The organism is Arsukibacterium sp. (assembly GCF_036735525.1).
Lineage (GTDB): Bacteria > Pseudomonadota > Gammaproteobacteria > Enterobacterales > Alteromonadaceae > Alishewanella.
This window is the reverse complement of record NZ_DAINOE010000029.1, coordinates 29,474-40,068: the sequence shown is the minus strand read 5'-3', so window position 1 is coordinate 40,068 and position 10,595 is coordinate 29,474. Positions and strand designations below refer to the sequence as shown.

The window sequence follows — 10,595 nt, the reverse complement described above, 5'->3', positions numbered from 1 at the left end:
GAGCAGGCCGTATTCTTATTTCATGAGCTAGCGCTGTCAGAATATGATGATATTCAGGCCTTCGCTCAAAGTAACCTGATGATTACCAGTACTCAATATCAGGAAGGTATTAAACGCTTGCAAGACATACCGCAAACTAGTCCACACTACCCTGAAGCATTAGGGTTGATGGGCAACCTGCATTTAGTCAATGATCAATTTGCCGCGGCCAGTGAGGCTTTTACACAACTTATCAAACTGCAACCACGCAATTTTAAAGTCCGTATTTTGGCAGCACAAGCCTTAATCCGTGATAATCGGCATACTGAGGCCAATCCGCACCTTGATATCATCTTAAGGGCATTGCCAGATCAGGCCTACGCTAACTACTTAAAAGCAGTAGTTGATTATGAGGCAAAAGATTTCGTAAAAGCCAAAGAATTTGCCGACAAAGCTATTGCCAATGGTTACCGCGCACCACAACCCAGATTAATTGCCGGCTTATCATCATTTCAATTAGGGTTAGAATCTCAGGCACTACACAACTTTGCTGCCATGGGCCAATATTTAGATGCCTTTCCACCTGCCAAACGTTTGTACGTTGCCCTGCAATTAAAAGCAGGTGAACCTGGTATCGCCAAAGAAGCATTAGGCTCTTTACCGCCTACTCAGGAAGACTTAAACCTGTTTGCCACCACCGCCTTTAACCTGGCGCGCGCAGGTGATAATAATGCCGCGGCCGAATTAATCGCCAAATACGAAAGTGCAGGCTTTAAAGACGTCAATACCTTATTAACTATGGGCCAGCTAAAATTAAATGTTGCGGGCCAAGAACATGAAGGCATTCGTGATTTAGAACTGGCACTAATGATGGAACCTGGAGATCACCAAACCCGGTTGATTCTGGCCACCAGCTATTTACGTCAGCAACAATATGACAAAGTTGATCAATTAGCCGATGGCTGGATTAAAGATCCAGAAACCGCCTTTATGGGCCACAACCTGAAAGCCTATGCTGATTTGCTGCAGTTAAAACCTGAGGATGCGAAAGTACATTTAGCTGCGGCAGAGGTTACAGGTGACAATAATCCTTTTACACAACTGATGCTGGCATCAGTAGCCACCTTTGAAAACGATTACCCTGCTGCTAAAGTCATTCTTGATAAGCTGATTACCAGCCATCCGGAATATGTCCCTGCCATTACACAATCATTAATAGTGGGTCACAGATTAGGGGACGCCACCGCTGAAATTAATCGTACCAAGGAACAATTGGCTAAAAACCCACAAAACTACCAGCTCAGGTTAGCGTTAGCCCGTTACTTACATAACGCCAAACAGGTCCAGGAAGTGATAACGCAGTTAGAACCCATTGATACAGCGCAACAACTCCCAAGCGTCCATTGGATGATTTTAGTCGATGCCTTAGTACAAAGAGGTAATTTAGCTGAAGCAAGCCGGCTTAGCCAGTTATGGCATCAGCAAAACCCTGAGCATATTCAGGCGACCCTACTTTATGCTGAAGTCTTGCGCCGCAACAACAATAGTACAGAAGCTATCAGAATAATTGACAGGCATCTGCAGCGCCAACCTCAAAACCAGCAGCTGTTAATGTCAAAACTAAAGTTGCTAACTGACAGCCGACAGTTCGACAAAGCCATAGATACTGTGAAACAGAGCCCAGCGGAATTTCAATCTCTGGCCGAAGTCCAATATTTACATGGCCGCAATTTGATGGGCTTAGGTCAAAACAGTGCTGCGCTAAATCTGTACCTGGAAAGCTATAAAAATAGCCCTAGTGCTGAGGCGGCAATGTACATTACTGAGCTCTATCGCCAAGATGTATCGCTACGCCAGGCCATTAATTTTATTGAAGCTCACCTGGAGAAACACGAGACAACCCATGGGCTGCAAATTGTCTATGCCAACCTGCTGATGCAAACAGATGTGAGCAAGTCGGTAGCGATTTATAAAGAACTGGTTGAGCAAATACCCAATAACTTAGTGCTGTTAAATAACTATGCCTGGATGCTTATTGAGCAGGGTGAAGCGGAAAAAGCATTAAACTATGCCAGCCAGGCACTTAAAATAGATGATAAAAACCCGGATATTCTTGACACCTATGGCGCGGCCTTGATGAGATTAAACCGTCATCAGGATGCACTTAGCTATTTCGAACGGTCACTGACCATTAGACCTGAACACGATGAGGTGAAGCTTAATTACGCCGAAGCCCTTATTTTGTTAAATAACAAAGCCAAAGCAAGTCAGATCTTAAACAATGTAAACAGTAAAGATGCGCGCCTGACGCAACGTAAACTGACCCTTAGTCAACAGTTATAATGACCCACTGGCCTGTACGTTGTGCAGGCCTTTTTTATTAATACCTCACTTTAATTAACATATAAACTACCCTTACCTAACCGTCAGCTTTATTTACAACCTTCCTTTCCCTCTGCATGACCGCAGAAACAAACCACTATAAGTGACTGATATTTATCAAATATAAAATACATAAAAACTTGGCACCAATCATGCTTATATCTTATACGGCAACATTATCCGTGCTACCACCACCTTAGAAAAGGAACTCGACGATGAAAAAACTTATGCAAGCAACGCTTACAGCCGCGACACTGCTGCTAAGTGCGGCAGCCTCGGCAAATTGGATGTATATTGACGTAGGCTCAAATTGGTATGATGACCAAGATCCTGCCAATGTTTCCAGTAATGGCGACGCAGACTCAAAAACAGGTTTGTTTGATGAGTTTGGCTTTAGTCAATTATTGGCTACATCAATTTATGACTTTAGTGATGGCAGTATCTTTGGTAGTTTTTTTGATACTAATGATGCAGCAATCCTTGCAGGTTTAGGCTTACCTGCATCTGGCCCATCTTTAGGTGGACCAAATGTTAATTTGGTACTTCCTAACTGCCCTGCGCAATGTGATATTGATGCGCTGAGCCCGCTTATTCCACCACTGCTGGATAATCAGGACGGTGAAGGTTTCCTGCTGACCTGGCGCTTACTGGTAGATTATTATTTTACCGGCACCCTTACAGCTGCTGGCCCACAATTTACCGGTGGTTACATCAGATTTTTCTTTGATGACAGAACAGCTTTAAACAATGACCGCGTAGTAATAGAAGCAACCTTAACAGGTTCTAATCTCACTCCAGCAAACTTAGATCTGTTTTTTGACATCACCTTTGCAGAAACAGGTTTCCTGTGGATTGATGATGGCAGTGGCAACTTTAAAGATGCCGCATCAGGTATTGCTACTGGTAATTTTGCCAGGTTAATTCTGGATACTAACGTTAACCCGCCAATTCCAGATCCTAACGAATTATTATTAGTTGGCACTAATGCTATTCGCCAATCAACTCTTGATGGTTCTATTACTGCCACTATCCCTGAGCCAGCGACTATAGCTATTCTTGGCCTGGGCTTGTTAGGCATGGGAGCTGCTGGCCGTCGTCAGCGTAAAGCCTCGAAAGCTGCTTAATAGTAAAGTCAGTTAATAAAACGCCAGCATCTGCTGGCGTTTTTGCTTGCTCATCAATCTTATCAGTAAAATATACGCTTAGAAAAATCTTAAGCTAACGGAAAGCCATGCGTTAACGCTTAATTGATGCCAAGTTGTTTTTTTGCCAGCTTGACTTTTAATTTAAACCAGGGGTTAGCGGCACCAAACGGCATCCAGCTGTAGACCAGCTTATTTCGATAACCATCAACCTGCATACCCCGTGGCGCACAGATGACATCCCCCCTGCCCAGCAATATTTTACTGGCATAAGAGGCAGCAATACCGGCACTTAAAGTACAACCCACTATAGTGGAAGGCCCGCGTTTATTGGCTAAATCGACTCTGCTGGGATCCACTAAGTACTGTCGCTGTAACCCCTTAGGAGCCAGGCCCAGATAAAACCTGACAAATTGCTCAGACTCCGCACAATGGCTCATACCAAAATATTGCTCAAAACTCATTTTACCCGGCATAAAACATAAAAATGCTGTGCCCATACCAAGGGGAGCAGCAGTAATAGCCGGAATGTTCTTGCGTTGACAAAGGTCAAAAATCAGCCGGCGGGCTTTAATCGCAAAAAAATCCAGGCTATCGACATATAAATCTACACCCTCTAAAAAAACTTCAGCATTGTGTTCATTGACTCCCTCGGCAAATTCGCTGAGCTTAACCTGCGGATTAATGTCTTTTAGCATCTGGCTAATCACAGCCAGTTTCGGTTTATCGATAGTCGACATCAGTGCGCCAACTTGCCGGTTGAAGTTTTCAATGCCAAAACTGTCAAAATCTGATAAAGCAAACTGGCCAATTCCCAAACGGGCTAATGTCAGTGTATGTATGCCGCCAACACCACCGCAGCCGGCAATAGCCACTTTTTTAGCGGCCAGCAGCTGCTGCTCATCTTCAGTAAACCAGCCAATATTGCGCGAAAAAGCAGTTTGATAATCAAACACGGTCTTCAGTACAGACGCGTCAGAGGTTAAGCCTGGCTGAGGGCTGGCTTTATCCCCAACAGGGGCTATTACAGATGCGGTCATGATAGGGCCTTAACGCTGCAGATAAGGTAGCAATAAAACTTGTGGATACAAACTGTCATACAAGAACTGATAGAGCTCAAGTACTTCGGGCGATAATTTGGCAGTATAGTTTTCTTTTCGAAGGTAAAATAATGCACGGACACCATGATAATCCATTTCTTCGCCGAGTTGTTCAAATGGAAAGCCAATTCGCTCCAAGCGTTTTTTTAGCCGAGGCTCTACCACCACAAACATTGCTTGATGATGACACATTCTCGATAGCGCTATGATGCTTAAATAGAGGCCAACGGCGATGTTGGGAAAGTTACGGCGCTCCTCTTCGGAAAAAACGGCAACATCACTACTAAATTCGTTAACGACAAAAGGCGTGTGTTGTTCACCCAAACGCCTTCTGAATTCTTCAGGTACCGCCAATCGTGAGATTTCACTGTATGATCCCGGCTGGAAATCTTGTAAATTGATGGCACCGGGCGTTATAGAGTCAAGGCAGTGTGCTTCAAATGGTAACAGGCATTCAGGTTGATTAGGTGGCGTGATCACTAAGCGGGCTGTTCCGGCATAACGTTTTGTTGCTTTATGTTGCAGTAACAGTGTAAAAGAATAACTATCGCAGTTATCAATTTCCATCTTATCATCCCGCAGCGGCTCCCAACCCAATTCTTCACAGTAAACAGCATGACGGATCCGGTATGCCTCCTGTTGTAGCGCTTTGGTATTGGCAAATTTAATATCAAAATACAGTGCAAAATTTTCTGCAAGCGTTTTGCTGGTCATAGCCGCATCCATCTGAAATATCCCTTTGCTAAGTTTAGTGTAAAAGTGTGATAGTGCTGCGTGATCTGCAAAAAAAGCCGAAAACTGCTTAGTAGGCTTTAATGGCTAAACAACGCTTTTAATTTTAACGGCATTATCGTTTTTGCTGTCTGATAACCCATGTTATACAGTTGCTGTTTTTGCTCGACTGTCATATCAAAATGCACTGAAGACAGCTCGCCGGTATTCACTACTATCGTATTATGCCAAAACTCTGCGTGCACATACTCACGCGACACGGCGTTCATAAACGTTTGAATTAACATATTAATATAACTAATTACCGGTAGATATTTGCTGGTTACCACAGGTTTATGCTCAGCTTCACTTTTTAACCGAAAACAGACTATAGGCACATCGCGTCCAGACCAATCATGATGTAGCGCATCTTCTGATAAAATGACCCCATCGGTCATTACATGATGTTTGAAGGTCTTAAAGGAAAAAAATAACGGAATTGACATCGAAAACCGGATGGCCAGAGACACCGGTAAATTGGGTGTAGTCGCTTTACTGAATACGACCGGACCACCGCCACGGATATCGGTGGCCAATACATGTAAATCCAGTTCTAAATCAGAAAAACAGCGCCCTTCAAGTTGAGTGTCAAGCCACTGTTCAAACAAGTTGCCATCGGATAAGCCCCCAAAGCGGATCAGCTTAGTCAGAGACATGCCCCTGAACTGTTTAAAATCCGTATACATTGCCAGGTTACGGATTTTATCTAATGGCCAGCCAGAGGCATAAAGCGACGCCACTATGCTGCCACCAGACACACCAACCAGATGCCGGCAATAAAAGCCTTGCTCCTGTAATGCCTGTAATATACCAATATAACAGCTCAAGCGGGTGCCCCCACCAGACAAGATGGGTACAATTTCCCTTTGATTTTGCACTGCTTTTAATCCATGTTGCAATACATACTATTAGTATGCGCTAATCAGCTTAAGATTCCAGTACTAACACGCGCATTTTTTCAACAATTAAGCTAGTATAAGCTTGTTTAATGGACGCTAAACATAAGGTGGATATGGATATGCATTACTGGCGACACACTCTTTTACTGGTTTTATTTCTGGCATTCCCCGCCACGGCGGATAACTTAGTGCAGACCATTAAGCAGATTAAACCCTCGGTAGTGGCAATAGGCATACATAATCCAACCGGCTCACCACGTATTCAATTAATCGGCACCGGCTTTGCCGTAGCGCCAGGTAACAGAATAGCTACCAATTATCATGTGATTGCTAAAAGTCTGAACACAGCACAACTGGAAGAATATGTGGTGCTTTCCGGCAGTGCCAATAAAGTCACCGTGCATAAAATTCTTAGTCGGGAGCTGTCTCCACAACATGATCTGGCTCTACTCAGTATTGAAGCCAACTTACCCGCAGTAAATATCAGCCAGGCAGAAATGCTTGCTGAAGGCGCTAACGTTGGCTTTACCGGTTTTCCCATTACGCATGTATTAGGTTTGTACCCTGCGACTCACCGCGGCACTATAGCGGCGCATACGCCGGTAGCCATACCGGCAGATAACGCCCGCGACTTACACAGCCAGGCGTTACGACATCTGCAACAACCTTATTTGGTTTATCAGCTGGATGCTACCGCTTATCCGGGTAACAGTGGCAGCCCGCTTTATAATATTCAAACTGGTGAAGTCATTGGTATTGTAAATCAGGTTTATATTAAATCTTCCAGAGAAGCAGTACTCAGCGATCCCAGCGGCATCAGCTATGCCATCCCTAGTCAGTTTTTACTAGATCTGATGCAACAACGCTAAGAGCATATTATGGATTTATGGCTTACCCTTGAATTGGATCGGTTGGGTTTTATTGTAGCGGGTATTGCCTATTTGTTTTTTTTAGGCCTGGTGCTCGCTACCCGCACCAGTAATTTACAAAAAACCTTACTGCTTACCTTTACCCTGGCGACGCTCGGCTGGGCCGGCTATTATGCCTGGACAGGTAGCGTGCCTTTTACCAGCGCACTGTCCCTGTTATTTGAAAGTACTCGCACGCTGTTCCTCTTGCTATTTTTATTAGCGGCATTAAGCAGGCAAGTAGTTAGCTGGCGCGAATTTTTTCGCCACCCCTTAGTGCTGGCGATAGTCATTGCTTTACCTTTGTGGAGTTGGTTGGGTTACCAACGCTATCTTGACTGGCACTATATTTTTACCGGCTATCTGGCTATTTGCATTATACAACTGGCGCTATTAGAAACACTGTACCGCAGAGCCAGCCAGGCTGAACGCTGGCAGTTTAAGCCCTTAGTGCTAGCCCTGACTATTGGTATCATCTTTGACTTTGTACTGCTGGCAGAATCGGCGCTATTTGGCCGTATTGATGATCAGCTTTGGCTGGCACGTGGTTATGTATTTACAGCGCTAGTGCCACTACTGATTATCTCACTGCGTCGGATCCAAGCCTGGGGCATTACCGTTTACATATCGCGCGATATTGTGTTGCAAAGCTCACTGGTAATGGCTGCAGGCCTGTATTTGTGTTTACTGGCAATCGCCGGTTTTTACATACGCTTTATAGGAGGAGACTGGACTAACCTGATTCAGGCCACCTTTATTGGTCTTGGTTTTGCTATATTGGCCGTATTACTGCTATCCGGTGCCGTCAGACGTAAATTTAAAGTATTTATTGAGAAACATTTTTTTGCGAATAAATTTGATTATCGCGAAAAATGGTTGTCCTTAACGACGGGTTTAAAACAAATAGACTTACGTCAGCCAGAGCAATACCAACGCATTTTGGCTATCTGGCTAAACAGCATTGGCTATGACAGAGGCGCTATAGTGATGTTTAAGGCGGATGGCCAACCGCAAACATTAGCCCTACAACAACGGTCCGAACTGAACACTGCAGAACTGAAGCTGATTAAAGATTATCAACAGCAGTTTGCCACAAAATATTGGCTGTTGGATACAAATGACCAGCAAGACAGCTTTGTAGTCAGCCAGCCGTATTTAAGTGAGTGCGATGTCCACTTATTGATCCCGGTGCATAGCAAAGGACAGCTTTGGGGGCTCTGCCTGATGAATGCCCCGCAGATAAACAAGATAAGCCTTAATTGGGAGCTTCGTGATTACCTAACGTTGGTTTCTGAGCAGGTTTCGAGCTTACTATTGCTGATGCAGGCCAGCAAAACACTGAGTGAAAATGCACAGTTTGTTGCTTTTAGCCAGATGTCTGCCTTTGTAGTGCATGATCTTAAAAACGTTAAAGCCCAAATAGATTTAATCCTGAAAAATGCTCAGCGTCATGCCGCTAACCCTGAATTTATTCAGGATACCTTTGACACTCTGGCCGCGATGCAAAACAGGATGCAACATATGCTGTCGCAATTAGGCAGTAAACGCGTCAGCCAGCAGCAGCATAGTCAGTTTTCAGTCGCTGCTGTTGCAGAGCAGGTTATCAAGCAGCGCTGCGCTAATCGACTGCCAGTGCCAGAGCTGAAAGTCATCGAAGATGCCAGGTTAGTGATAGATAAAGAGCGTTTCGCCAGTGTGCTCTATCATTTGCTGGATAACGCCCAGCAAGCATGTCAGCCAGATGATAAAGTCTGCTTAACCGTAAGCACTGAACATGATAAAGTCATCATAAGCATCAGTGATACCGGTTGCGGCATGAGTGCCGATTTTATCGCTGAGCGACTATTTAAACCCTTTGACTCTACCAAAGGTAATGCTGGCATGGGCATAGGTGCCTACGACGCCAAACACTTTGCTGAGCAATCGGGCGGCAGTCTCAGTGTTAATAGCATACCAACAAAAGGGACTACCTTTAGTCTGATACTTCCGTTAAACTTGCCAGTAAGGCAAGATTCGCCTGCGTTGACAGCTGTACAAGGACTGTAATATGAATACCGTATTGATAGTAGAAGATGATCCAGGGATCCAAAAACAACTGAAATGGAGCCTGAGCGACTATGAACTGGTATTTGCTGCTGACAGAAGCAGTGCCCTGACACAATTACGTCGCTATGAACCTGCGGTGGTTACGCTGGATTTGGGTTTACCACCCGATGCTGCCAATGCCAGTGAAGGCTTAGCCTGCTTAGCGGAGATTCTCGCTGTACAACCCCAGTGTAAAGTCATAGTGCTAACCGGTAACACCGATAATCAGCATGCGCTGGCAGCAGTAGCCTTGGGTGCTTATGATTATTATCAAAAGCCAATTGATGCTGACGTGCTGCAAATTATTTTAGCACGGGCTTTTAAGCTATCTCAGTTAGAGGTAGAAAACCAGGCATTGAAAGCCAGCCAAGCGTCGCAACAAGATATTATTGGTAACAGTGAAGCCATTTTAAAAGCCTGCCGTACCGTTGAAAAAATTGCGCCAACAGAGATCACTACACTGCTGTTAGGTGAAAGCGGTACAGGCAAAGAGGTATTTGCCCGCTCCATCCACAAACAAAGCCCACGAGCTGACAAACCTTTTGTTGCCATAAACTGTGCCTCCATACCGGAAAACTTATTAGAAAGTGAGTTATTTGGTTATGAAAAAGGCGCCTTTACCGGTGCAAATAAAACCACACTAGGCAAAATTGAAGGGGCTAATGGCGGAACCCTGCTGCTGGATGAAATTGGCGATATGCCATTAAGTCTGCAGGCTAAGATGCTGCGTTTTTTACAAGAACGTGTGATTGAGCGAGTCGGCGGCCGCCAGGAAATTGAAGTCGATGTGCGGGTCATTTGTGCCACCCACCGCAACCTGCCAGAGATGGTGGCAGAGCAAGCGTTTCGGGAAGACTTATATTACAGAATCAGTGAAATCACCCTGACTATCCCACCGCTACGACAGCGTGGCCATGATATTATTATCATCGCTAAGGCGTTATTACATAAGTTTAATCACGAATATAAAACTCAGGTGCAGGGTTTTACCGATTGTGCCATCCAGGCATTGCTAAACCATAGCTGGCCCGGCAATATTCGGGAAATGCAAAACAAGCTTAAATCGGCAGTGATTTTAGCAGACAGCAAAAAAATCAGCGCTGAAGATCTTGGTCTAGCCGCTGTAAAAGCCAATAAGGTTGATACCCTGCGTAAGATAAGAGAGCAAGCTGAAAGCAAAGCTATCCGTCATGCATTTATTGTTGCCAACGCTAATTTGTCTAAAACCGCTGACTTACTCGGTATTACCCGCCCTACACTCTATGCATTAATTGAAAAATACCGGCTACATGATCTGCGCAGCAGCGAAATCGAGTTATAAAAAAACCC

General features: G+C 44.7%; 8 protein-coding genes. 5 read left to right on the top strand and 3 right to left on the bottom strand.

Translation table 11 applies throughout. From position 1 onward, the window contains the following. On the top strand, positions 1 to 2,322 hold a 2,322-nt coding region (gene prsT / locus V7D78_RS07810), incomplete at its 5' end, for an XrtA/PEP-CTERM system TPR-repeat protein PrsT (protein WP_333607885.1). A 254-nt stretch (positions 2,323 to 2,576) separates the two neighbouring features. After that, positions 2,577 to 3,485: a PEP-CTERM sorting domain-containing protein gene (locus V7D78_RS07805; RefSeq protein ID WP_333607884.1), complete on the top strand. Its 909-nt coding sequence runs from the start codon at positions 2,577 to 2,579 to the stop codon at positions 3,483 to 3,485. A gap of 119 nt (positions 3,486 to 3,604) precedes the next feature. Here V7D78_RS07805 and V7D78_RS07800 read toward each other — a convergent pair whose 3' ends face one another. The 3 genes from V7D78_RS07800 to V7D78_RS07790 form a co-directional block, all read right to left on the bottom strand. Continuing rightward, positions 3,605 to 4,468 (bottom strand): ThiF family adenylyltransferase, encoded by an 864-nt coding sequence (locus V7D78_RS07800; RefSeq protein WP_333607886.1) that lies wholly within the window; start codon positions 4,466 to 4,468, stop codon positions 3,605 to 3,607. A gap of 84 nt (positions 4,469 to 4,552) precedes the next feature. After that, the gene (locus tag V7D78_RS07795; protein WP_333607883.1) at positions 4,553 to 5,317 is read right to left on the bottom strand and encodes a PEP-CTERM/exosortase system-associated acyltransferase; all 765 of its coding nucleotides are present in this window, start codon (positions 5,315 to 5,317) and stop codon (positions 4,553 to 4,555) included. 98 nt (positions 5,318 to 5,415) lie between these two features. After that, entirely contained in the window at positions 5,416 to 6,252 is an 837-nt protein-coding gene (locus V7D78_RS07790) for a patatin-like phospholipase family protein (RefSeq protein ID WP_333607882.1), read from the bottom strand. A 110-nt stretch (positions 6,253 to 6,362) separates the two neighbouring features. Between V7D78_RS07790 and V7D78_RS07785 the strand changes: the two genes are divergently transcribed. Genes V7D78_RS07785 through prsR form a run of 3 tightly spaced genes read left to right on the top strand, consistent with a single transcriptional unit; the run spans position 6,363 to position 10,587 of the window. Then, complete coding sequence (locus tag V7D78_RS07785) at positions 6,363 to 7,142, top strand: S1 family peptidase (RefSeq protein ID WP_333607881.1); 780 nt, start codon at positions 6,363 to 6,365, stop codon at positions 7,140 to 7,142. Between the two features lie 9 nt (positions 7,143 to 7,151). Continuing rightward, positions 7,152 to 9,227, top strand: a complete 2,076-nt coding sequence (prsK, locus tag V7D78_RS07780; protein WP_333607880.1) for an XrtA/PEP-CTERM system histidine kinase PrsK — start codon at positions 7,152 to 7,154, stop codon at positions 9,225 to 9,227. A gap of 1 nt (position 9,228) precedes the next feature. Beyond that, a complete protein-coding gene (gene prsR / locus V7D78_RS07775) occupies positions 9,229 to 10,587 on the top strand; it encodes a PEP-CTERM-box response regulator transcription factor (RefSeq protein ID WP_333607879.1) in 1,359 nt (452 codons plus the stop codon). Positions 10,588 to 10,595: the final 8 nt, after the last annotated feature.